This is a genomic window from Salinibacillus aidingensis (genome assembly GCF_055393355.1).
In genome coordinates, this window is record NZ_AP043759.1 from 87,839 (window position 1) to 112,122 (window position 24,284).

Here is a 24,284-nt window from a genome sequence, read left to right on the forward strand (position 1 = left end):
ATCACTGTTAGTTATCATTTATATAATTTAATAAATAATTTGATGACGAGAAAGAGTAGTTATGTTTATCTTATCTACAGAGAGTTGACGATTTGCTGGAAGTCAATGTTAAGACCATAATGAAAATCCTCTCCGAGAAGCAAAGTTGAAAGGGCTTTTAAACTTTGACGGCATTCTACCGATATCCAGAACACGTATGATAGTACGTAGTGTAATGAACTGATAAAAACCACTACTATGGTTTTTTTATTTTGTTAAAGGAAGATTATATATTTATATATAAACTCGATTCTACGTATGTAGGGTCGAGTTTTTTTAATTATAATGAGGTGATAATGTTGAAGGAGTCCAGTGTAGAAAGGGAATTAAGGGTTCGTGAAAAATGGGAAAAGGATGGAACGTTCGAACGTTCTATATCTAACCGAGAAGGAAGGGAGACCTATGTTTTTTATGAAGGGCCTCCAACTGCAAATGGATTGCCACATGCAGGTCATGCCCTTGGGAGAACAATCAAGGACTTTGTAGCGAGGTACAAAACAATGTCTGGTTATCAGGTTTTAAGAAAAGCGGGTTGGGATACACATGGCTTACCTGTGGAATTAGAAGTTGAAAAACAATTGAATATTCGTGGTAAGGATCAAATTGAGGAGTACGGAATAGAAAATTTTATTCAGAAATGTAAAGAAAGTGTCTTTGCCTATGAAAATGAATGGAAACAATTTACTGAGGCTCTTGGTTATTGGGTAGATATGGAAGATCCTTATGTAACCTTAAACAACGAGTATATTGAGTCTGTCTGGAATATCCTATCCACTATACATGAAAAGGGTTATTTATATAAAGGACACAGGGTTGTACCTTATTGTCCACATTGCGAGACTTCACTTAGTTCTCACGAAGTTGCACAAGGGTATAAAGATGTTTCTGATTTATCCGTTACAGCCAAATTTCGATTAAAGGGAACTTCAAATGAATATCTTTTAGGTTGGACAACGACACCATGGACATTACCAGGTAATGTTGCTGTTGCTGTAAATCCTAATATGAATTATGTACGAGTTAGACAAGGGTCAGAAATATTTGTTCTTGCAGAGTCTTTGGCTTCCATTGTTATGAGGGAGGATTATGAGATTTTGGAAGTTATGAAAGGAAAAGATTTAATTGGTCTCTCTTACGAACCGCCTTTTAATTATGTCGCAGTAACCAATGGACATAAAGTTCTCGGTGCAGATTTTGTTACTGATACAAGTGGAACTGGTATTGTGCATATAGCACCTGCCCATGGAGAAGATGATTACAAGGCAATTAAGGATAACCAATTTGATTATGTAAATGTTGTTGATTCCAAAGGTCGTTATAAGGAATATGTAGCCCCACTTGCAGGACAATTTGTAAAAGATTGTGACGTAGAAATTATCAAAATGCTATCGAAGCAAAACCTTTTATTCGATAAGCAAAAGTATGAACATAGTTATCCCCATTGTTGGAGATGCGACAGTCCTCTTCTTTACTATGCCATGGAGGGTTGGTTTATTAAGACAACAGCAGTTAAGGAAAACATGCAATCAAATAACCAAGGGGTCGAGTGGTTTCCTTCTCACATGAAGGATGGAAGGTTTGGAAACTTTTTGGATAACATGGTGGACTGGAATATTGGAAGAAACAGATATTGGGGGAACTCCGCTAAACGTTTGGGTTTGTCAAGATTGCAGTAAAGAAAAAGCCCCGCATTCTGTTAAAGAATTAAGAGAGCTTTCTATAGAAGAATTGCCAGAAGATATAGAGTTGCATAAACCATACGTAGATAAAGTACATCTAACTTGCTCTTGTGGCGGTACAATGGTTAGAACAAGCGAAGTTATTGATGTATGGTTTGATAGTGGCTCCATGCCATTTGCTCAATATCATTATCCATTTGAAAATAAAGATATGTTTAAAAAGCAATTTCCTGCTGATGTAGTAATTGAGGGTGTTGACCAAACAAGAGGATGGTTCTACAGCTTATTGGCGGTTTCTACTCTGTTTACAGGACAATCACCTTATAAACGTGTCCTTTCTTTAGGACATATTTTAGATGAAAATGGACAAAAGATGTCAAAAAGTAAGGGTAATGCCTTGAACCCTACTGAGCTAATTAATGAGTTTGGTGCTGATTCTTTAAGATGGGCGTTGTTAGCTGACAGTTCACCATGGAATAATAAACGCTTTTCCAAAAAGACTGTTAGTCATGCTAAGTCTAAAGTAATTGATACACTTTTAAACGTTTATTCTTTTTACTCCATGTATGCAGAAATTGATCAATTTAATCCAGATAGTGACATGGGTGGAACTCGAACAACTCTCGATAAATGGGTTCTTTCAAGATTAAATACTGTTATTAGGGAAGTTGTCCAAAGTTTAGATGATTATGATGTAACAAAAGGGGCAAGATCCATTGCAACGTTTGTTGATGAACTTAGTAATTGGTATGTAAGACGTTCCAGACAAAGGTTTTGGAGTAGTGGTATGACTGATGATAAAAGATCGGCATTTAGCACCTTATTTGAGGTCTTAAAGAAGCTCACGCAACTAATGGCTCCTTATACACCTTTTGTTACAGAAGATATATACTCAAATTTAGTGAAAGATAGTGTGCATGTATCTGATTACCCTCAACCAGATGAAACGCAAATTAATAAACAATTAGAAAAGAATATGGATGTTGTCTTACAAATAATAGAGCTAACAAGATCCCTTAGAAATAAAGTTGGAATAAAAACCAAACAACCATTAGCTCAATTGGTTGTAGTCCCGACAGAAGAAACCACTCTATCTCAGTTGCAAAAGTATGTATCTATTATAAAAGATGAAATGAATATAAAAGAAGTAATTTTTAAGAATGATTATCAAGATTTGTTACAGGTTGATTTCAAATTGAATTTCTCAGTAGTTGGGCCAAAGGTAGGCAAAACAGTAGGCGAAGTTAAAAATAAAGTTGATGTGTTAGACGATTACGAGAAGGGAAAATTTCTTGAAAATAGAGAAATACAGTTATTATTAAATTCAGGGGAAACTATCACTCTTAATTCGGATGACATACTTATTGAGAAAAAAGGAAAAAATGGTTTTGAATTGCTGGAAGGGAGTAAATTCATAGCTCTATTAGATACTAATTTGACGCAAGAATTAAAAGAAGAAGGATTAGTAAGGGAATTTGTTCGGGCTGTTCAGACATATCGGAAGGAATTAAATCTTCCAGTTGAATTACGAGTAGATCTTTTTGTTCAGACTGATTTACAGCTTCAAGAAGTATTGATTAAATTTGATGAATTAGTGCAAAAAAACCTAATAATAAATGCAGTTCATTTTGAAAGTAAACCAGATATGATAAGTTTCAAAGTAGAAGGGCATGAGGTTCAACTGTACATTAAGTCATAAAGTTGACCCTAAAAGACCAGTGGAAAACAATAACTATCTGGTCTTTTTTAGGGATTGTCCGCTAACCGATTTATGGTTTAAATATATAGAAGGTGTAGGCTCTTCCGCAAAATGTTCAGAATCATCAATTTCTCGATTTAATAGTTTTAAAAATTTGAAACAAGAACTAAATCCGCCATAAATGGATAATTATGTTATTATTTAATGAATAATTGAAGTTTTGGAAAGCGAGGTTTAATTATGAGTGATATAGAGAAAAAGTTGGATCTAATTTTGGATGGCATAGAAGAACTCAATGAAGAGGTATCCTCGCATCAAAATGAAACGAATGCTAAGTTAGAACAAATTGAATCAATGCTGAGAGAAACTTTGGATGAACGTAAAAATCTAATAGCGAAAGATAAAAGTGAATCGGGTAAAAGCAAGCGATTAAAAATAGTGACTAAAGAACCGAGAGTAAGGTTTGGTGAAGTTGGCGTAGATCCACATACCGAGCAGGTAATGAAGCAAAACGACAATATCATTAATAGGGGCATTAATTAAAAAGGTAGTGTAGAGATTATTTTCATAGAGGGGAGATAGAAAGTTGACGAAAGCTGGAATTAGACGCAGTCCACGAAAAAATCCATCTTGGAGACCAATGAGTGTTGATGTATCAGATAGTTTCAGGCCTTTATTTGAACGGAATGAACAACTGTTGCAACAAATTGATAAACGAAGGAAGCAAGCTATTTTAAATTTGATTATTAAAGAAAGACCTTGACAACTTATATGACTACCTTTCTTTCTTTAGTAAGGTTTGTGTGCTTAAACCAAAAAGATAGTTATATTACCAAAACAAGTAATTGAGGGGGAGAGGCCTTTGTCCAACCAATACGAAAATATAATAGAAAATGCTCTAAGTCATTATGAGATTTGGGTTTATACTAACATTTATGTCTAAGACGCTTGTATAAAGTGTACAGATATTAGAGGGGAAATTTTAGCAATGAAATGTGATTATCTTACTAAGGCTATCCAAAAATTGGATTTAAAAAATATACAGAACAAACAAATTTCCAAAATTGGTGAAGGTGCTTGGCATAATGTATATAAAATAGAAAGGGAATTTGAAGAGGACATTGTAATAAGAATTAAGAAGAAGGTGGCATATGGGCATTTACAAGAATATAAAGAGAATGATTTGATTTCTGAATATGAATCTACAAAAGTTTATTACCAGTATGCTAATAAGTGTTACTTTAACATTTGTCCTACATTTTTTGATTACTATTTAGATGAATCATTAGTATTTACTATAGAAAGTTTTATGGGGAAAGGAAATACACTTCAAAGTTTAAATCATACCGAAGCCTTTTCGGTTGGAGAAAAATTAGGAGACTTTTTTAGTGTTATGCACAGTAATCCCCACGATATAAAAGGATTTGGTACTTTAAAATGGTGTGGGATACATCTTGAAGGGGAAATACAAAAGGAAGCTAACCAAATTTGGCAAGATGATAACGACTTTTACATAAATGTATTAAAGAAATTAATTTCTACTAATTTAAACTTTGATACTGAAATTGTTGCGGATAAGATTTTAAACATAATCGGACAACGACGCAGGAATCAGCAACGAATTTCATTAGTTAATCAAGATGTAACACCAGAAAATATAATACTTAATTTAGATAATGTTTCGATAATTGATCCATTTCCAAGGTTAGATTTCGATTTAAAATATGCGGGCTATTTTGTTTTTTGTTATAAATTCCTCCTTCCTGCTTATTCTAATGCACCAAGATATCGGAGTAGTTCCTATAGTCAAAATGCGAATAAAATGAGAGAAATTGCAGATGGATTTATAAAAGGTTATACAGGAAATAATGTGAGTTTGACTAAGTGGATAATGAGCGAATATATCTTATGGATTTTATTAGAAACTTATGAACATCTCGAAGTTTTGAACGAGAAAGATATAGGTTATAAGACTTTACAGCAAATGGGTGATGAAGACATTATTAAAAATAGACTAATAGTATGTTTAAAAGAGCTTGAAAATTCATGTTTAACTTTTTAATCGTTTTAGATAAATTTACCCTATAAGTTAATGTTACACCTATTATTACACCTATTTTAAAGGTGCAACTCTTATTTTTTCCCTTTCAAAGATGTAAGTAAGTTTTACAAAGAAGGGGAAGTGGAGGCAGGTATGTATCGGGCTTTATGTAATACTCCAATTAGAATCGGGAGCGTATCGATGGTACGTTATCTCGGTTCTTTTTTATGGTTAATATACTGAAATAGCATGTGGGAGTGGGAGGGAAAGTTTAAAGTGGAGAACAATAGGATGAAAAAGGTAGAATTACGTTGGTGAGAGTTTTGTAAAACTAAGTTCCTTTCTAAGAGAATTAGCTATTGATTATTCTAAATAAATGGAATATAATGGCGTAATATTTATTTTTAGGTTAGGAGGGTAATGATGAAGCAGGAAGATGCTGTTAAGGCCATTTCACATAGTTTAATGAAGGATAAACTTGTAAAGGCAATCTTCTTAAAAGGCTCAATGGGAAGAGGGGAATATGATGAATATTCGGATGTTGACCTTTACTGCTTGGTAGACGAAGAAGATGAAGAGAAATTTTTGACACAACGATTAATGCATTTAGAGTCTTATAGAAAGATATTGTTTTATGAAGATTTTTTTATCATTGCACCTCAAATAATAGCAGTTTTTGACAATCTCCTTCATGTAGATTTATTTACTGTTACAGAAAAGAGTTTCAAAGAAAAGGATTTTTTCCATGTGTTATATGATCCAGAAGGAAGACTAACTAAATTTCAATCCACTCAAAATTTGCTTCTTTCCGTAGAGGAGTTTAGTGGTTGTGCTTATGATGTTGCTTGGTATCTATTTCAATATAATAAGGCAAAACAAAGGAGAAATGACTTATGGGCTGTGGAGATGTTGCAACACGTTATGGTCAACCTATCTAAAGTGTTGTTACATAGATATAGACCTGAAAAAGCTCAATTAGGATTAAAAAGTCTTGAATCACAATTACCTCCTATTCAGCTGGATAAAGTACAAACAATTTTCATGTATATAACACCTAATTCTCATAAAAAGGCGGTATATTACTTAATTAACTTATTGAGTAATGAAATCGATTGGATAGAATCCAAGGTGGAAAAGAATTCCCAAGCAGTTCCATTTATAAGAATGATGATAACCCTGTTAAACCAGCAAAAGAGGGAAGGAAAAGGCAGTAAGGTTTAAGTTAGAGAAAGCAAAGTAATGTAAGAAATAAACTTTATCAGACCGCTATGTTAGTATAAGACCTATAATTTGTGTATGGATACTTATACAATGGAGTAGGTAATTAGTTCATTCTATTAACCTAATATTCAAAATGGGAGGCGTAAAATTGATCCAATATCCATTCTTAGAAAAAGGTATGACTATAGGAGTAACTGCACCATCATCAGGAGTGCCAAGTGAATTACATGAATTGCTACATTCAGCGTTTAAAAGTATGGAAAAGAAGGGTTTCCACATTGAATGTGGTGACACACCTTGGACTCAGGATAAGGCAAAGTCTGCATCTGCAAAAAAACGAGCAGAAGAATTTAATGATATGATGTTTAACGAAGATATTAACATTATTATTCCTCCCTGGGGTGGAGAACTACTTATTGAAACGCTTGAATATATCGACTTTAAAAAAATACAGAACAAATGGGTCTTGGGCTATTCTGACATTAGTTTACTATTGTTAGCTATTACCTTAAATACAGGTATAGCTACTGCTCATGGAACAAATTTAGTAGATTTAAGAGGGGATTATTCTGATGGTACGACTGCAATGTGGCAATCTGTTTTATCTACCCAAAAAGGCGAATCAATTCTACAACGTTCATCAGAAAAATATCAAAAAGAATGGCAATTTGATAAACCCACTCCTCATATTTTCAATCTAACAGAGAATACTTACTGGAAGTCAACTGCAAATCATAAAGTTAAGGTTCGAGGAAGATTACTTGGTGGATGTATTGATACGATAAGACATTTAATTGGTACACCATACGGGGATGTACAGCATTTTAAAAATAACTATATTGCAGGAGATTCAGTCATATGGTTTCTCGAAAATTGTGAGTTACCGACCACTGACTTACGTAGATCTCTAATACAAATGAAATTGGCTGGTTGGTTTAATAATTGTAATGGTATTATGTTTGGAAGGAGTTCAGCTAATACACCTGTCAGAAATTATACAGTTGACGATGTTTATAAAGAGCTTTCTGACGAACTCCAAATTCCTATAATATACGATATTGATTGTGGTCATGTACCACCACAAATTACTTTGATAAATGGAGCATTCGCTGAAATAGAAGTCGATAATGGAAAAGGTACTGTATTACAAACCTTTAACTAAAAAAGAGTAACTCCCCTTTTCAACAAAATGGTGTCCTTCTATAAATCTGAATGGAGATTCAAGGGGAGTTGCAAGATAAAAAGAAAAAATGATGCAGACAAATGATCTATTCGATTAAGAATTACAAAGAATGATGACCATTATAAACGTTTATGGAAGGTTTGATTGGTTTGCAGACGAATTTGTATTTTGTTAGACATGCTCATTCTACATATACGCCAGATGAGTTAGGAAGACCTTTGTCTGAATGTGGGTTTACTGATGCAAACACTGTAACTGATTTGCTTAAAAGAGAGGCTATTGATTATGTTTATTCAAGCCCATACAGACGTGCAGTTCAAACAGTTGAAGGGGTTGCAAAATACATAGATAAAGAGATTGAGTTAGTAGAGGGTTTCAAAGAACGCATCTTGGCGGAAAAGCCTGTAGAAGACTTTTCAGTAGCCATTACAAAGGTTTGGAAAGACTATGATTTTTCATGGAAAGGCGGAGAATCGAATAGGGTTGCTCAAAAAAGAGGTATTCATGCTACTTTACAAGTATTAGAAAGCAATATAGGTAGGAATGTAGTAATCGGTACTCATGGTAATATTATGGTGTTAATTATGAACTATTTCGATAATCAGTATGGATTTGATTTTTGGAAGAAACTCGAAATACCAGATATATATAAACTATCATTTAACGGAAAGAAAATGAAAGATGTTCAAAGAATTTGGAATAAATCCTAATGATGTTGTTCAGAAAACAAGAAGAAACATGACTTGGACATAAAAATTTGTTGAATAATTGGTTATATGAGTGATAGAAAGGGAGAGGTATATTTGAAACTTAGGCAAATGGCGGTTGCGTTCTTATTTAACAAAAATCAAGATGTCTTATTTCTTCAAAAAAAACTTAATAACTCCTTTCTTCCTGGATTATTAGTTCCAATCGGCGGTCATATTGAAAAAGAAGAAATGAGTGATCCGAATAAAGCGTGTCAAAGGGAAATCGAAGAGGAAACAGGATTAGTTGATACTGATATTAATAATTTGATGCTTAGGTATGTAGTCCTCAGAATAAAAGGCTATTCAGAAATTAGGATACAATATGTTTATTTTGGAAATGTATTAGATGTCTATAAAGTAACTGAAAGCGAAGAAGGTCAATTATGTTGGAAAAACCTTAATGAAGTATTGTCTGATAACGTTACAGAAACAACAAAGGAAGTAGTAAATCACTATGATGAAATTGGACAATTTTCAGACCAGGTGTATGTTGGCACAATGAAGTCTGATGATGGAACTCCTGAAATTACATGGGCTATTTTAGAAGATTGGGATAGACCTATTAAGTAATAGATTTGGTAAAGAAATAGAGTAAAAGGAGTAGGTAAATGTCATTTAAACATTGCTATTTCATTAATGAGTTGATGTCCGATTTTAATAAAATATGGTTTGTTGTAGGCGGTTGGGCAATTGACCTTCATATCGGTAAAGAAACAAGACTACATAAGGACATAGAGATATCAGTTTTCCGTAAAGACCAACTAAAATTAAAGGAATACCTACAAGAGTGGGAATTCCAAAAGGTCATTAAAGGTGAATTCCATCCTTGGAAAAATGAATACCTGGAACTACCCATTCATGAAATACATGCTATAAATAAATTGAGCGGGGCAAAAATGGAAATCCTTCTAAATGAGACATGTGGTAATAAATGGATATTCAGAAGAGATATGAGGATTTCCTATCCAATTAAAGAATTATATAGATATTCAGTTCAAGGAATCCCGTATCTAAATCCTGAAATTGTACTATTATATAAAGTTAGAAATACAAGAGAAAAAGATCATCAAGATTTCATGACAGTAAAAGACTATCTTAATGACCACCAGAGGAAATGGTTAAGTGAAGCAATACAGATCCACGAACCACAGCACGAATGGCTTAAATGTTTAGGTTGAGATTATTTCTCTTTAGGAGGTTTTCTTTACAGGGAATAAATTCCAGGAAGAGAAAATTACCCTTCTGAGGGTCAATATTATTTCAATGTGGAAGATGTCGATGCACTATGAAACGCAATAGATTAGGTTGTGTTCATGATGACTAAAAAAGTAACTAAAATAGTGCATTATTGACCAGTCTGGCAGGTTATTTTATGATGATAATATAAAATAAAACCTTGAAATTTAGGATGATAAACATGAAGTATCCATCGACCAACCTTCAAAAGTTCATAATAGTGAATTCAAACGCTCAGACAAAATGGGCGTTTTTTTAATGCAGTTAAAAAGTAAACAACATTAGGATGTATCTGCGGGTAGAGGTGTAAATGGTGGAAAGAGTGATGAAAAGGAGATTATACATTTTCCTGAAAGGGTGGGGGGTAGAGCATGAGTGATGCAAAAAATCTGTCTAAAAATGAAATAGTTATTAGAATGTTTGTGAATGCATATACCGAAGATGAAATAGCCAATGTTACTGGACACAGCATAGAACAAGTACAACAGCAATTGTCTTATTTTCAAACTGGAGAAATAACAAGAAGTTTTGATATAGCTTCAAACATGCTTCGAAAAGGATTCGAAAAAGAAGTTATATCTGAAATTACGGAGCTTGAAGTAAAGTTAATAAACGAATTAAGACATGAAATGATCAGAAGAGGAGATTTTCCTGAAGAGAGAAAATAAATGAGCTGGAAAAGTAAAGGTGATTACGGAGATTAGGTAATACTTAGAAAGGGTCGTGGACTATGAGTAATAAACAGGACTTCGAGGGGATTACTAAAGAAGCAAAACAGGAGATTTGGAAAATTATTATTAGTTTGCTTACAAAGAAGGTTGATATCGATACAATTTTTTCTGTTCTAACATTCAATAGAGAAGAATTGGAAGATGTAAAGAGGACAATGCAAGAATCAAAATTCCCTTTGTTAGCAATGAATCCTTTAAACTTAATTTCTTCTTGTTATGCGTGTAATAAAGCCCAAGAGGGTAAAGGTGATCGAGTTTCAAATCCTCCTATAGTAACTCCATACAACGAGATGATTGGTGGAAATTTTGAATTTAAGATTAATTTTGAGGATGAATTTATAACATTGCAAAATAATGGAGGAAAGGCACATGAGAACTATATAAAACTACTAAAACTTGATTCACGATATGCAGATCCATTTATTTTTAGTAATGTTGATGATAGGGCAAAAAGTTTATTTGAATCTTTATCTAATTATGGTTCTCCATCTAAACAGAGTATATTTTCATATATTGATCAAAGAGAGAAAAGAGAAAATTTATCTTTTGCTTTGAGGTCTGCTATAAGTAAATACCCTCAATTTGATAAATATAAGTAATCGTTTGGGGTTAATTCTATTTCTGTGTATGGTCTTACGAAGAACGGTTCTTATGGTAACGGTAGAAGAGTAGTCGAATTATTAAAGAGAGGGAAATTTGTATGTTTGAAACTATTGATTATTTGAGATTTGGCAATCAAAAACAGAAAAATGCTTATAATGCTATTAACAGTTTAGGGATAATGGAGAGTTTATCTGAATTCAATCCTATCCTATGTGGAACGTTACCCATTGGAATTGATATAGAGGGGTCAGATTTAGATATTATTATGGAGGTTTTCGATCCCAATAAGTTTGAGAAAAAGGTGAAATTGTTATTTTCAAATAAGGAAAAATTTATATTTAAGAAGACTGTGATTAGGAATTTCTCCGTAGTAAAAGCAAATTTCATGTATGGTGGATTCGAATTTGAGTTATTTGGTCAACCGCAATCTGTCAAAGAACAATATGCTTATTTACATATGGTAATTGAAAACTTCATAATATCCAATCATCCGTCTGTACAAGAAGAGGTAATATTATTAAAAAAACAAGGATATAAGACAGAGCCTGCTTTTTGTAAAGTTTTAGGGTTAAAAGGAGACGCTTATGAGACACTTATAGATTTTGGGAAAAAGAATAGGATTGTTTGATTTACTTATGGAAATGTAAAGAAGAAATTGATTTGTTCAGTATTATGAAAAAAGAGTATGTCTATGTAATTAGAATTTGCTCTTAAACCCTTAATATCTATTATGTCTCCCTGTAACTCTCCCTTTCAAAGATGTAACTCTTCTTACAAGATGTAAGTAAGTTTTACAAAGAAGGGAAAGCGGAGGCACTTATGTATCGGTTCTTATGTATCACTCTAATCAGAATCCGGGAGCGTACCGTTGGTACGCCTTCTCTGTTCTTTTTTTAATGGGTGAAAGCCTGGAAAGATAGATGACGTAAGGGATTAAAGCCATCCAAGCAGGAGAAAAAAGCGTGGGAAAACGCCAGAAAATCCCCCTGTTAATCCTTAAACCTTATCTCTATTACCTCCTTAATTTCTATTCTGTTTTGTAAAACCGAGTTCCATTTTTCAATATTTCATCGCATGATTTTCGCCTGATTTCTGTAAGAAATAGCGGTTTTCTTTGTAAAACTTAGTTAAATTGAAAGGCGAGGATTTAGAGGTGAAAAAGGGCGTGAGGGCAAGTGGGAGAAGGTGTTGCGGGGGAGGAAGGGGTTTGTAAAACTAAGTTTCAAGGGCACAGTTTTTTAGAACAGTTTAGTCCATTATAATATTTGCACCGTTTCATCCCTTTAGATATGCTTATTTAAAGGGATGTTTTTTTATAAGTAATTTGTAAATAAGATCTGTTTATCCTCCGCCTTTTCAGTATATATATATGGACTGGGGAGTAATGGTATTTATTACAGCTCATGAATAGATGATAAGTAAAATTTAACCAAGGCAGACTGTGGCCACCTATAATATTAAAAGCACTGGTGTTTGATAGGCACCTGTTTGGAGGTGGAAAAATGATACCTGAAGATTGGAAAGAACTGATTAAAGAAACCCTGAAAGATCGCTTGCAGCCAGCATTTTTGATTGTGTTTGGTTCTTATGCCATGGACTCAGCCCATGATGATAGTGATCTTGATCTTGCCTACTATTCAAATCAAATCTCTACTAGTTATGAACGATTTTTGCTGATGGAAGAGCTTGCAGAAAAATGTAATGTTAATGTGGATCTTGTAGATTTAAAAAATGTCGACACTGTCTTTGCTGCACAAATATTTACAACCGGTGAACCCATTTATGTTGCTGATAAAAATGTATTCATTAAGGAACGAATGAAAACTCTTTCCATGTATGCGCGATTAAATGAACAACGTGCAGAAATTATACAAGGAATTAGGGAAAGGGGGAATATTTTTGGTTAGTGACGTAGTATTAAATAAAGCGGAAACCATTGAAAGGTGTATAAAACGTATACTCGATGTATACGGTGATAATCCGGACAATTTAAATGATTTTACGAAACAAGATAGTATCATTTTAAATATACAGCGCGCTTGTGAGGCAAGTATTGATTTAGCTATGCATATGGTTAGTGAAAAGAGACTTGGATTGCCAAAGTCCAGTCGTGATGCATTTAAAATGTTAGAAGAAGAAAATATTATAGATAGAAAGTTATCGAAATCATTGAAGAGTATGGTAGGCTTTCGTAATATCGCAGTTCATGATTACCAGGCAATTAAACTTGATATTTTGCAGACAATTATTGAAAAGCACTTACATGATTTTAAGGATTATACGAGGATTATTTTAAGTTTAAAATAAATTTACCCATCCAGCCTGGAAAACTGCTGCCTTATAAGTTTTCGCATTTGATACCATGTGATTATTAAGTCCAATAAAAAAGGAACCGGAGAAAATCATTCCTCTCCGGTTCCTTTTTTACGTTTTCTATTCTCTTGGTATCCCTTTAAGCCATTCATCTACTTTGTCAGGGTTATTTTCAATAAATTCCTTAACAACATCTGCTGGGTCCTGACCGTCCTTATGAACCTTAGGCATCATTTCCTCCAGCATCTCATAGTTTTCATTATATTGTTCCATTACTTTGTACGCTCTTGGTGCATCTTCTTTTAATCCTTTACGGGCAACCGTGTAAACCTGGTCACCGTCACCGCCATAGATTTCCTGTGGATCTTCAAGCATTTTCAGATCCATGGTTCCGAAAGCCCAGTGTGGTTTCCAAAGGGGTACAATAATAGGCTCCTCGTTTTCAATAGCTGACTGCAGCGCAGCAAGCATAGCTGCTTCAGAGCTTGATGTCAGATTCCAATTTTCCAGCCCGTACTCTTCAAATACCTGTTGAGTATTCTGCATGATTCCGGCACCGGGATCTATTCCAACAATCTCCCAATCAACGGATTCACCTAGTTCTTCATTACCCTTTAAGTCCTCTATTGAATTTACATCTTCCATGTAGCTAGGAACGGTTAAAGCTAATGGTGCCTTATCAAGGACTTGCTTTACTTTCACAATATCGCCCTGGTATTCTTCCCAGTAAGAAGCGTGAGTGGCCGGGAGCCATGCGGATGTATGGAAATCAGCTGAACCTTCCGCAACACTGGACCACATTGGACCTGCCTCTACTTGTGACAGTTCAACATTGTAGCCGACCATCTCAAGCAATTCAGCAAGCATATGTGTACTAACCGTTTCTCTGGCCCAAGCAACGTATGGCTGCGTTAGATCCTTCTGACCGATTGCAGGTCCTTCCGTTGTTTCTTCGGAATTTTTATCGTCTGAGGAGTTGCTATTGTCCTCCTCATTACTATCTCCACCGCATGCAGCTAGAAACATCATGAGCATTAAAGCGAAAACGGTAAGACCAAATTTGATTTTACGATCCTTAAAAATAATAATACCTCCCAAATGAAATAGATTTGAGTAAGTTAAAGGCTATTTAAATTTAAATGGCCTGTTAAAAAGCTGCTGTGTACTGGTAACGGTTACCCAAAATTCAAACACTATTCATAATCATATCAAAAAAATTACATAAAACTAAATGAGCATTTTAAAGATATAGAGCATAAACGAGTATATGTTAGGGATACATAGTGCTATATGAAAATATTAAATAATTTCCAAAGATTATTTTAAATTACCAGACTATTTGCCTGTTTTCTTTCTTTTGCGAAACTTTTCTCGATCAAAAAACGAATCAAAGGGTTTGACGATGGCCATCAGAAGCTGATATTTTTATAATAGTAGAAAGGTTGTTCTATCTAATGAAGGAGAAGTAGATAATATGAGTCGATCTGTAAAAAAAGAAGCACTTCTTGAAGTAGCTGAAGGGCTATTCTATAAGCATGGATTTCGTGGTGTAGGACTAAAGCAAATAATTAATGAAGCGAATGTTGCAACGATGACCCTTTATAATCATTTTGAATCCAAAGACAATCTGGTTGAAGAAGTACTTAAGCAGCGGGAGGCACGTTATTGGTCTTATTTGGACTCTTACGTGGAAATGGATTCTGATTCACCTTTCATTCTTGCAGTTGAAGCCCACTGCCGCTGGCTAAAGGAACAATCCTATCAGGGGGATATGTTTTTAAGGGCGATAGAAGATTATGCAGGAACGGATAATGAGATTGAAAGCATTGCAAGAGGTCATAAAGCTAAATTACTTCAATATTTTCAGCGGTTAGCTCAAAAGAAAGGAAAGGATAACAAACGGGAAATCGCTTATCAGCTTACATTGCTGCTTGAAGGAACCACATCTATGACCACACTAATTGGTGCAGAGAAAGCAACCGAACATTCGATTGCGATGGCCAGGACGATTGTCCGGCATACATCGTAATTTTTTTCCTACAGAAATAGAAAGGTCGTTCTATATAATTTTTGCAGAACCGGGGAGGTGAATATGATGAAATTCTCAAAGCTGGTTCTACCAGGTATTACGATGATTGCGGTCACCTATGGATTAGCAAGGTTTAGTTTTGGACTGCTTCTTCCAGATTTGAATCAGTCACTTGAAATGTCCAACTTTGTATCAGGGATGGTCTCTTCATTATTTTACTTGTCCTATTGTTTTACCATTATTCTGTCTACAGTCATTACAACAAGAGAAGGGCCGAGAAGGATGATTATCGCGGCCGGTCTATCGGCATTTGCCGGATTAATGCTGATGGCAGTAACTCCAAACGTATGGATGCTGGCATTAGGTGTTTTACTGGCTGGAGGAAGCACAGGCCTGGTATCCCCGCCTTATGGTGCAGCGATATCCCTTTGGATTCAGAGGGATGAACAGGGGAAAGCAAATACATGGATCAATTCCGGAACAAGCTTTGGTATCGCTCTTACTGGAGCAGGGGCGATCTTATTATCCCCTAATTGGAGACTGACCTATTTCATCTATGCGATGCTGACACTCTTTATTTTGATCTGGAATTACCGTATCATTCCAAAAATCAGTGCAAATCCAAAGATCATGCTTGAGAAAGGGAGCTATTCGATACAAGGGGTTAAGGGTTCCATTCCTTTGATTCTGGCATCCCTGATTTTAGGGATTTCTACAGCAGCCTTCTGGTCATTTTCAAGAACGTTTATCCAGGTGGCTGGTGATTACAGTGAATGGCAGCTTGCTGTATTCTGGATTGTTATTGGTATATTTGGTGTGCTGGGGGGATTTTCCGGATCCTTAGTTGAAAAAGGAGGCTTACCATTCTCATATAAATTAGGAAGTATCGCTATTGCCTCCGCATCGATGATTCTATCGGTGGCTCCTGAACACTTATTCATGGCTTATTTATCAGCAGGTCTTTTTGGGAGCTCTTATATCTTTTTAACAGGCGTTCTTCTGGTCTGGGGAATTCGAGTATTTATTGATAATGCATCTTTGGGCATTGGGGTTCCGTTTTTGCTTTTGGCAGTAGGTCAGGTGATAGGTTCTGCACTGGCCGGCTGGCTGATTGGAACCTGGGGCTATGCTCCTTCGTTTGTCTTTTATGGTTCCGTTGGCATGGCTGCTGCCCTTTTAGCTCCTAAAAAGAGAAAAGAAGCGACTGGGCTTCCTGTGAATCTGGAACAGAACGTAACCGAGAGTACAAAGTAAAAGAGACTATGACGGATAGCGCTGACGAAAGAACAATGGAATCAAAAACCGGGAAGGCCATACAGATGGTCTTCCCGGTTTTATAAAGATAATCAGTTACTTATGAATGAAACGACGCATTACGCTTTAGTATGCTTATTTTTCGTTAATGTAAAAAAGGCAATACAGCCAATCAGTGACGTACTGAACAAGATCGCCCCCATCGGTACTGCTGTAGATTCATCAAGGCCCACAAGCGGTGAAACCAGGGATCCCAGTAAGAGGGGAAGCATACCAAGCACGGCACTGGCACTCCCAGCCCGTTTCTCCTGATGCTCCATAGCCAGAGTGAAGGTGCTGGTTAAGACCATTCCCATAGATGTCATATAAATAAAAATCGGAATCACAAGACTGAACAGTGGGCCTTCTATAATAGCCATCGTTAAAATAACCGTTGTTGCACTTAAGGCGATAATGACAGCTGTGCGCAGTAATTTTCGTTCAGGAATAATTCCCCCTAAACGGCCAATGATAAAACTTCCTGAAATAATAGCCAGTCCATTGATGCCAAACAGGACCCCGTATACCTGTGGGGAAACCCCATAAATTCCCTGATAAACGAATGGGGTCCCTGAGACATAGGCAAAGCTGCCCCCGTGAACAAAGCCTACAACCAGTGCGTAGCCAATGAACGAACGGTCTTTCATCAGACTTCCCATCGTTTTGATTGTATTTCCGACTGAGCCCGGAATCCGCCGCTCTTCAGGCAGAGTTTCTTTCAGCTTCCATGCTACGGTGAGCACAATTAAAATGCCGATTATCCCTAAAAAGTAAAAAATCGTTTCCCAACTCGCAAACGGCAAGGCTAAAATGGCGCCCCCTGCCATCGGGGCTATCATAGGGGCAACCGCATTAATAACCATTAACAGGGCGAAAAATTTTGTGAGCTCTCGTCCACTGAATACATCACGGACGACTGCCCGGGAAAGCACCACACCGGCAGAAGCGGTAAAGCCCTGGAGGAAGCGTCCGATAACGAGCGTCGTAATATTCGGTGCAATGGCACATATAAAAGAGGACAGGGCAAACAGGGAAATGGAGATTAATAGAGGCGTTCTTCTTCCCTGAGAGTCACTGATCGGTCCAATGATGATTTGACCAATAGCAAGGCCAATTAAACAAGTTGTTAAGCTGAGCTGTACGAGCGAGGCACTGGTATGTAAATCATCGGCAATGCCGGGGAAGCTGGGGAGATACATGTCGATATTTAGCGGTCCTAATATCCCCAGCATGCCAAGAAGAAAAGCCAGTCCCAGACGCTCTTTTCCTGCTGGATTATGAATTTCGAACACTCTCCCTATCAAATAGTGTGTAAGTTAATACAAATAAGATTAGTATAAGGTAAGAAGGATTGCCTGTCCAGAAAGAAATCCTCAAATAAATCTTTATGCTTATGATTCTGTTTTTACTTCATTTGCCCGTTCCTAGCCCGATTCCTTCTTCGATTAGACTGCTTAATCGCCAAACCTTAATGGCATTTTTGGAAATTTGATTTTCAGGTTCTTGAATAGGCTGCATCGGTAGATTCTCCTTTTTTGAACGATGACTACTATGACTAACTCATACGATTGTTTTGCTGATACGTTTCATCTCTTCTGTTTGGTTTTTATTTATAAACGATTATAAATAAAAAATAAATCCACCAGGTAACGAAACCCGAGTGGACTTATCTTCTCCAACTTATATTGTAACAGAATACATTTTTTAGAAAACATAACCTAAGACCTGTTTTTACCATTAAAAATCATATTTTGCCTCTTCTGCCTCACGGACCTTTGCATACGTTTCCGATAAAACCATCGTATCTTCAACAAGCCGGTCGAGACGTAAAAGAACATCATCATTGGTAATTTCTTTGCGATAGAAATCCTTTTCTTCAATAAATACATAGGTTGGAACGATCTGTGCTTTCATATAGGTCAGTATGGGCTTTAACTGCTGCTCAGCAATCAGGTAATGCTTTGGTGAACCGGCTGTAACAATGATACTTACAACCTTATCAAGAAAGGCCTGTTGGGGGAGCAGGTCAAAAATATTTTTTAATGTAGCGGGAATGGATGCCTGGAAAATCGGTGTGCCAATAATGATGGTATCGGCATCCATAAGGGTCTCTGCTACATATTTCGTATCCCCTTCATATTCTAAATAGTTTCGGCCATCACTGAATTGGATGTGATAGTCCGCTAAATCAATCACGGTAATCTCCGCATCCGGATAGCTTTCAGAAAGGGATTGAACTGTATAATTTATAGCTGTCCGTGTTTTTGATCCAACAATGGACCCTGACAATGCCACGACGTTCATATTGTGAGTACCTCCTAGTCTTTTGCTGTATATTTTTTGATGGCAGGAATAATTTCTGTACCAATGATTTCAAGATTCTTTTGCAATTTATCCAATGGCATACCGCCAAAATCAATTTGGGCAATATAGCGCTGGTGGCCAAATTGTTCATGCTGATAGAGAATCTTTTCAATGATCTCCTGTGGGCTGCCAACATTCATTATATTCCGACGGTCGACACCCTGTGCGAAAAGCTGTTTGGCAAAACCCCGGCCGTTGGTTTTTTTCATCCCCTCGTTAATATGAGGATAAAGCTCTCTTAACGCCTGCTGTGAGGTTTCCGCTGCGTAGAAAAATCCTGCTGTGGCTACCGGAAGCTGAGCTGGATCATGACCGCTGCGACGGGCTGCTTCCCGGTAAGCATCCACGGTTTGTTTAAATACGGAAACCGGTCCGCCCAGATGAGCCATAAACATTGGAACACCGGCAAATCCTGCTTTTATGGCACTGGCAGGAGTACCGCCAACTGCCCGCCAAATCGGAAGGGCTCCTTCTTTTGGACGAGGAATGACCTGTGCATTTTCCAGGGGTGCGCGGAATCGTCCCTCCCAGTTCACGGTTTCCTCCTGATTAATTTTTAATAACAAGTCAAATTTCTCTTCATATAAATCCTCGTAATCATTTATATCATAACCGAGTAAGTTAAATAGTCCAACTCTGGAGGCTCGGCCTGCAACAAGCTCGGTCCGTCCTTTTGAAACCAGATCAATCGTTGAAAAGTCCTCATAGACGCGTACAGGGTCGGAGGTACTAATAATGGTAGATGAACTTCCGATTTTTATTTTTTCCGTTGCCTGGGCGATCGCTGATAATACGACGGTGTGTGCCTGAGTTGCAAAATATTCCTGGTGACTTTCCCCTACACTGAAGAAGTCGACACCTGCCTGTTCAGCCAGTTTGGCATATTCAATAATTTCATGTATACGCTGCTGTGCAGAAATTCTTTCCCCTGTTGATGGGTCAGGGAGATGGTCCCCTAATGTGTAAATACCGAATTCCAAGCCTTTTTCCGGATTGAGTCGATACTGTTCCATATGTCTTCACCTTCTTTTCATTGTTAATCGTCCTTCTGTTATTTTACCATTGGTATATAAAATCTTTAGTATAAATGTTTCCACTGTTATTATAGTTTAAAAGGGTGTATCGTGTAAGTACACACTTTTTAGTAATATAGTATACAAAAGGATACTATGGAGGTCGGAACATGAAAATTGAGCCGGAATTATGTCGTGTGGAGGACGCTTTAGGAATTTTAGTAGGAAAATGGAAGCCGATTATTTTGCTTCATTTGCTAAAAGAAGGAACACAGCGGTTTAGTGAATTGAAACGAAATGTCCCTGGAATTACTCAAAAGATGCTGACAAAGCAGTTGCGGGAGCTGGAAGAAGAGGATATTGTCGAGCGTGTCGTTTATCCTCAGGTGCCTCCTAAGGTAGAGTACTCCATTACGGAATATGGAAAAAGCCTGCAGCCGATATTGGAAGCAATGCATGAATGGGGGAAAAAGCATACCCAGCATAAGCAGGAGAAATTAAAAAGGGAAAAAGAAACTTTAAGTGAAGGGTAGTAAGGAGAGAAGACCTGAAATAGGTCCAGCTCTCCTTTTATTTTTATGTTTCAGAGAAAAGTAAACAAAAAAGCGGGGATTTTTGGTTAATTTGTAGAAACGTATATATGAAGAAACATTCAGGGTGTTAATTTTCGGTTTCACTCATAAGATGGTGAGAAACGGCTGTATGTCTCCTTACCTTCTTTATAAACCATTAGAAGGCGGGAGAGGAGAAGCTACTTAAATTTTCTAAGCAAAAGCTCACTTATCCATACTAAGGCAGGCTGATTTCACAAAAGGAGGATCAATATGGATAATCGGGAATATAGGAAGGCAATGGGGAAGTTTGCCACGGGAATCACGGTGGTTACCGGTGAATTTGACGGGGCCTTTCAGGGGATGACGGTCAATGCGTTTATGTCTGTTTCCCTGGATCCGAGGCTCATTACCATTTCGATTGATGAACGGGCCTCCATGTATGAAAAGCTGCAGAGCCATGATCGCTTTGGGGTCAGTGTATTATCGGAGGATCAACAGCCCTTCTCCATGATTTTTGCCAAACAAATGGAGCAGGACAGAGACATTCCGTATGAATATAGAGATGGAGTACCAGTTATTAAAGATTCGCTGGTTACTTTATCCTGTAAAATCGAAAATAAAGTGAAGGCCGGCGATCATATGCTGCTTATTGCTGAGGTCACGGATGTACAGGTTAAAGAAGGAGATCCGCTTCTTTTCTTTAATAGTGAATATCGTCATATAAAAGATAAATAGACGACCAGGGCTGATGAGATCAGTCCTTTTTCTATAGGGAGGAGTTTAATTATGATCATTCATGGACATGCAGTAGAGGGAAAGGTGCGGGATAATAAGACCCGCTGTGAGCATTATCATGGGCGAAGAGATATTATCGCCATCAAATTTAAATGCTGTCAGACCTATTATCCCTGCTACAAATGCCATCAGGAGAAAACGAATCATCCCGTTAGCGTCTGGAAAAAGGATGAGTTTGCGGAAAAAGCTATTTTATGCGGGGCGTGCGGGTATGAATTAACGATTCATGAGTATTTACATAGTCAATCGATCTGTCCGAATTGTAAAGCATCCTTTAATCCAAACTGCAAATATCATTATCCCTTGTATTTTGAGAACAATTAGCGGAAACAGCCTCCTATCTTTCATGATTCTTTCCTATATTGATATAGGTCAATTTCTTTTTACCGCTTGGGCCTTACTATTAAAGATAAGGAGGAAATAAACATGAGTAAAGCTGTCCTGTATAAAAAAGATTGAAGGAACTCTAAATAAAACGGAAGGTGTCGACACAGCCAAGGTATTGTTTAACTCTTCTCATATCACGAATTTGGATTCTATTAAACAGGCAACGCTCATAGTGACCAGTATTATCGCAGCTGTACCTATTTTTATAAAGGCATATCAGGCCCTGCGTATGAAGGCGTTCAGCATTGAGTTACTCGTTTCAATTGCAGTAATCGGTGCATTCATTATTGGGGAATATGTCGAAGCGACTGTAGTAACCTTTCTTTTTTTATTCGGGGATTATTTGGAAGCCGGAACCCTGGAAAAAACCCGTTCTTCACTGAAAGAACTCGTCGAGATGGCCCCAGACGAAGCAACGGTAATCAGAGATGGAGAGGAGACCACCATTGATGCTGAGGATGTTTTAGAAGGAGACCGAGTCATCATTCGTTCTGGCAGTAAAATTCCCGTGGATGGGAAAATTGTCAGCGGGCAGGCCTCTTTAAACGAAGCGGCTGTTACGGGAGAATCCGCTCCTGCCGTAAAAAAGCAGGATGACCAGGTCTTCAGTGGAACAATCGTCGACCAGGGCTACATTGAGCTCATCGCAGAAAAAGTCGGCGATGACACAACCTTTGCCAAGATTATTGAATTGGTTGAAGAAGCTCAGGAGTCGAAATCAAAAACGGTGAAATTCTTAGATAAATTCGCCAATATTTACACTCCTGGAGTGGTCATTTTATCGATTCTCGTTTATGCCATCACACAGAATCTACACCTGGGGATTACGTTTCTGGTGGTAGCGTGCCCTGGGGCATTAGTGATCGGAGCGCCTGTCTCGAACGTAGCGGGAATAGGCAATGGAGCAAAAAACGGTGTACTGGTTAAAGGTGGGGAAGTCATGGACCAGTTTTCCAAGGTGGATACGCTCGTCTTTGATAAAACTGGAACGTTAACAAAAGGAAAACCGGAAGTAACCGATATAAAAACTTTTCATCAGCATAGCTCTGAAAAACTATTACAGCTTGTCGCCCAGGCAGAAACCATTTCAGAGCATCACTTGGGTCAGACAATTGTGAAGGAGGCCAAATCTCAAAAACTTTCTTTAAGTCAGGACGTAAACAATGGTGAAGTAATAAAAGGGAATGGTATCTACGCTGAGGTTAACGGCGATACCGTTGTCGCAGGAAATCGAAAATTGATGGAAGCTCAAAGGATCAAAATACCTGAGGATGTGACAGCTTATGCAATCAACCGAGAAAAGGCAGGAAATACAGCGATATTTGCTGCAATAGATGGAGAAATTGCCGGTATTTTCTCGATTGCCGACCAGATTCGGGCGGATGCACCGCGGGCTCTGGCTCAGATGAGGAAAAACGGGATTAAAAAAATCGTCATGCTTACGGGTGATAACAGACATACGGCAGAACTGGTTGCCAAAAAGATTGGCATTGATGAAGTACACGCAGAATTACTGCCGGAAAATAAAGTAGAAAAGGTCAAAAGGCTGAAGGAACAAGGACACGTGGTAGCGATGGCAGGAGACGGTATCAATGACGCACCTGCTATTGCCACAGCTGATATTGGGCTTGCCATGGGGGAGGGTGGAACCGATATCTCCATGGAAACCGCAGATGTGGTCTTAATGGCTGATAAACTGATGCAGTTCCCCCATGCTTATTCCTTATCCAAAGCAACTATCCGAAACATGAAGCAGAACACATTTTTTGCAGTCGGAACGGTGTTTATTCTCCTGTTGGGCGTATTAATGGGATCGATTCATCTGGCAAGCGGGATGTTTATCCATGAGACAAGTGTACTCCTCGTCATTCTGAATGCGATGAGATTGATTGGGTTTCATCGGACGTCAGCCAAAAGGGAAAGGATAATACAGACTGCAGAAGCTTAGGGGATATTCTATATAAGTGAATAGAATTTTGAGAAAAGAATCAGGAAGCCAGCCTAACAGGTTCAGTTCTAAAGGTGAAAATAATAAATAACAAACTACTTAGGAGTACAAATCGCATAGCGTTTCGTACTCTGTTTTTATTGACATAACAGCATTTATCGCATTTTACAACCTTAATTGACATTGTAAATAGCAACCTTTTTATCAAGTGTACATAGATTTATGTACTGTGTGGAATTAAGGTGCTAAAATAAATGTTAATTACTATGTTATTTTTATTGTCATTTGTGATGTTAATAATAAGTTTTTGCTGTACTTTAAGGACTTTAGGAGTTATATGATAAAATATAATTAAATATTTTGAAAAAATCATATTCTTCAACTAACTAGCGAAAGAGTTGAAAAAA

Annotated in this window: 22 protein-coding genes and 1 pseudogene; 19 read left to right on the plus strand and 4 right to left on the minus strand. The window is 37.2% G+C overall.

Annotated elements, in window-relative coordinates:
• The first annotated feature begins 338 nt into the window (after positions 1–338).
• From ileS to hepT, 13 genes and pseudogenes are all read left to right on the plus strand, one after another.
• Positions 339–3,417 (plus strand): annotated as a pseudogene (ileS, locus tag ACZ5OK_RS00560) (isoleucine--tRNA ligase).
• Between the two features lie 240 nt (positions 3,418–3,657).
• The gene (locus ACZ5OK_RS00565; protein ID WP_343842781.1) at positions 3,658–3,960 is read left to right on the plus strand and encodes a hypothetical protein; all 303 of its coding nucleotides are present in this window, start codon (positions 3,658–3,660) and stop codon (positions 3,958–3,960) included.
• 445 nt (positions 3,961–4,405) lie between these two features.
• Positions 4,406–5,479 (plus strand): hypothetical protein, encoded by a 1,074-nt coding sequence (locus ACZ5OK_RS00570; protein WP_343842783.1) that lies wholly within the window; start codon positions 4,406–4,408, stop codon positions 5,477–5,479.
• Positions 5,480–5,878: 399 nt separating this feature from the next.
• Positions 5,879–6,679, plus strand: a complete 801-nt coding sequence (locus tag ACZ5OK_RS00575) for a nucleotidyltransferase domain-containing protein (RefSeq protein ID WP_464758240.1) — start codon at positions 5,879–5,881, stop codon at positions 6,677–6,679.
• A gap of 148 nt (positions 6,680–6,827) precedes the next feature.
• Positions 6,828–7,841: a S66 family peptidase gene (locus ACZ5OK_RS00580; protein ID WP_343842788.1), complete on the plus strand. Its 1,014-nt coding sequence runs from the start codon at positions 6,828–6,830 to the stop codon at positions 7,839–7,841.
• A 152-nt stretch (positions 7,842–7,993) separates the two neighbouring features.
• Entirely contained in the window at positions 7,994–8,572 is a 579-nt protein-coding gene (locus ACZ5OK_RS00585) for a histidine phosphatase family protein (RefSeq protein ID WP_343842791.1), read from the plus strand.
• A gap of 66 nt (positions 8,573–8,638) precedes the next feature.
• Positions 8,639–9,181 carry an NUDIX hydrolase gene (locus tag ACZ5OK_RS00590; protein ID WP_343842794.1) on the plus strand — a complete coding sequence of 181 codons (543 nt, stop codon included), beginning with the start codon at positions 8,639–8,641 and terminating at the stop codon, positions 9,179–9,181.
• A gap of 38 nt (positions 9,182–9,219) precedes the next feature.
• On the plus strand, positions 9,220–9,789 hold the full coding sequence (locus ACZ5OK_RS00595; protein WP_343842797.1) for a nucleotidyltransferase domain-containing protein: 570 nt from the start codon (positions 9,220–9,222) through the stop codon (positions 9,787–9,789).
• 429 nt (positions 9,790–10,218) lie between these two features.
• Complete coding sequence (locus tag ACZ5OK_RS00600) at positions 10,219–10,515, plus strand: hypothetical protein (RefSeq protein ID WP_343842800.1); 297 nt, start codon at positions 10,219–10,221, stop codon at positions 10,513–10,515.
• Positions 10,516–10,577: 62 nt separating this feature from the next.
• Positions 10,578–11,177 (plus strand): hypothetical protein, encoded by a 600-nt coding sequence (locus tag ACZ5OK_RS00605; protein WP_343842803.1) that lies wholly within the window; start codon positions 10,578–10,580, stop codon positions 11,175–11,177.
• Between the two features lie 101 nt (positions 11,178–11,278).
• Positions 11,279–11,809, plus strand: a complete 531-nt coding sequence (locus ACZ5OK_RS00610; RefSeq protein ID WP_343842805.1) for a DUF4269 domain-containing protein — start codon at positions 11,279–11,281, stop codon at positions 11,807–11,809.
• An 874-nt stretch (positions 11,810–12,683) separates the two neighbouring features.
• A complete protein-coding gene (gene mntA / locus ACZ5OK_RS00615) occupies positions 12,684–13,088 on the plus strand; it encodes a type VII toxin-antitoxin system MntA family adenylyltransferase antitoxin (protein ID WP_343842808.1) in 405 nt (134 codons plus the stop codon).
• Positions 13,081–13,488 (plus strand): type VII toxin-antitoxin system HepT family RNase toxin, encoded by a 408-nt coding sequence (gene hepT / locus ACZ5OK_RS00620; protein WP_343842810.1) that lies wholly within the window; start codon positions 13,081–13,083, stop codon positions 13,486–13,488. Before mntA ends, hepT begins: the two co-directional genes overlap by 8 nt.
• Positions 13,489–13,614: 126 nt before the next feature.
• Here the strand turns inward: hepT and ACZ5OK_RS00625 are convergent, their stop codons facing one another.
• Positions 13,615–14,592: a glycine betaine ABC transporter substrate-binding protein gene (locus ACZ5OK_RS00625; RefSeq protein ID WP_343842813.1), complete on the minus strand. Its 978-nt coding sequence runs from the start codon at positions 14,590–14,592 to the stop codon at positions 13,615–13,617.
• Between the two features lie 376 nt (positions 14,593–14,968).
• Between ACZ5OK_RS00625 and ACZ5OK_RS00630 the strand changes: the two genes are divergently transcribed.
• Entirely contained in the window at positions 14,969–15,523 is a 555-nt protein-coding gene (locus ACZ5OK_RS00630; protein ID WP_343842815.1) for a TetR/AcrR family transcriptional regulator, read from the plus strand.
• 63 nt (positions 15,524–15,586) lie between these two features.
• Positions 15,587–16,777: an MFS transporter gene (locus ACZ5OK_RS00635; RefSeq protein WP_464758241.1), complete on the plus strand. Its 1,191-nt coding sequence runs from the start codon at positions 15,587–15,589 to the stop codon at positions 16,775–16,777.
• 119 nt (positions 16,778–16,896) lie between these two features.
• Here the strand turns inward: ACZ5OK_RS00635 and ACZ5OK_RS00640 are convergent, their stop codons facing one another.
• From ACZ5OK_RS00640 to ACZ5OK_RS00650, 3 genes are all read right to left on the minus strand, one after another.
• Positions 16,897–18,108, minus strand: coding sequence for a Bcr/CflA family efflux MFS transporter (locus tag ACZ5OK_RS00640; protein WP_343842821.1), 1,212 nt, complete (start codon positions 18,106–18,108; stop codon positions 16,897–16,899).
• A 445-nt stretch (positions 18,109–18,553) separates the two neighbouring features.
• Positions 18,554–19,120 (minus strand): NADPH-dependent FMN reductase, encoded by a 567-nt coding sequence (locus ACZ5OK_RS00645; protein WP_343842823.1) that lies wholly within the window; start codon positions 19,118–19,120, stop codon positions 18,554–18,556.
• 14 nt (positions 19,121–19,134) lie between these two features.
• Entirely contained in the window at positions 19,135–20,193 is a 1,059-nt protein-coding gene (locus tag ACZ5OK_RS00650) for an LLM class flavin-dependent oxidoreductase (RefSeq protein ID WP_343842826.1), read from the minus strand.
• Between the two features lie 170 nt (positions 20,194–20,363).
• Between ACZ5OK_RS00650 and ACZ5OK_RS00655 the strand changes: the two genes are divergently transcribed.
• The 4 genes from ACZ5OK_RS00655 to ACZ5OK_RS00670 all read left to right on the plus strand — a co-directional run bounded on the left by ACZ5OK_RS00655 (position 20,364) and on the right by ACZ5OK_RS00670 (position 23,877).
• Positions 20,364–20,726 carry a winged helix-turn-helix transcriptional regulator gene (locus ACZ5OK_RS00655; RefSeq protein ID WP_343842828.1) on the plus strand — a complete coding sequence of 121 codons (363 nt, stop codon included), beginning with the start codon at positions 20,364–20,366 and terminating at the stop codon, positions 20,724–20,726.
• A 291-nt stretch (positions 20,727–21,017) separates the two neighbouring features.
• Complete coding sequence (locus ACZ5OK_RS00660; RefSeq protein ID WP_343842831.1) at positions 21,018–21,482, plus strand: flavin reductase family protein; 465 nt, start codon at positions 21,018–21,020, stop codon at positions 21,480–21,482.
• A 51-nt stretch (positions 21,483–21,533) separates the two neighbouring features.
• Positions 21,534–21,866, plus strand: coding sequence for a CHY zinc finger protein (locus ACZ5OK_RS00665; RefSeq protein ID WP_343842833.1), 333 nt, complete (start codon positions 21,534–21,536; stop codon positions 21,864–21,866).
• Between the two features lie 205 nt (positions 21,867–22,071).
• Positions 22,072–23,877: a heavy metal translocating P-type ATPase gene (locus ACZ5OK_RS00670; protein WP_343842836.1), complete on the plus strand. Its 1,806-nt coding sequence runs from the start codon at positions 22,072–22,074 to the stop codon at positions 23,875–23,877.
• Positions 23,878–24,284: the final 407 nt, after the last annotated feature.